This window comes from bacterium, from assembly GCA_020440705.1.
Classification (GTDB): domain Bacteria; phylum Krumholzibacteriota; class Krumholzibacteriia; order LZORAL124-64-63; family LZORAL124-64-63; genus JAGRNP01.
The window spans coordinates 1-553 of record JAGRNP010000368.1 but is presented as its reverse complement, the minus strand read 5'-3'; the positions used below and the strand labels follow the sequence as shown (position 1 = coordinate 553).

The window sequence follows — 553 nt, the reverse complement described above, 5'->3', positions numbered from 1 at the left end:
CCGCCAGCGAGGCCCGGACGTCGCCCGCCCGTGGCGGCTCGTAGACCGGTTTCGCACCGCCGGCGAGCTGGCGCACCTTCTGCGCCAGCTGGTTGATGGTCACCGCCCGGCCGCCGCTGACGTTGTAGGCCCGGCCGCAGGCGCTGTCCGGCGCCACCGCGGCCAGGAGGTTGGCACGGACCGCGTCATCGACGTGGGTGAAGTCTCGGCTCTGCTCGCCATCGCCATAGATCACCGGCGCCTCGCCCGAACGCGCCGCGGCGAAGAAGCGCGGGATGACCGCGGCATAAGGGCCCTCGGGGCTTTGCCGCGCACCGAAGACGTTGAAGTAGCGCAGCCCGATGAGGCGCAGGCCGTAGCAGCGGCCAAAGACCTCCGCCAGCTCCTCTCCCATGACCTTCGACAGCGCGTAGGGCGACAGCGGCCGCCCCTCCCGCCCCTCCTGCTTGGGCAGCCCCGGGTCATCTCCATAGACGCTCGAGGACGAGGCGTAGACGATGCGTTCGACCTCGGCGTCGCGGGCCTCGGCGAAGAGGTTGGCGGTGCCGCCGAC

1 protein-coding gene is annotated in these 553 nt (G+C 71.8%); it reads right to left on the bottom strand.

The annotated features are described in order from the left end of the window. On the bottom strand, nt 1–553 hold a 553-nt coding region (locus KDM41_18835), incomplete at both ends, for an NAD-dependent epimerase/dehydratase family protein (GenBank protein MCB1185481.1).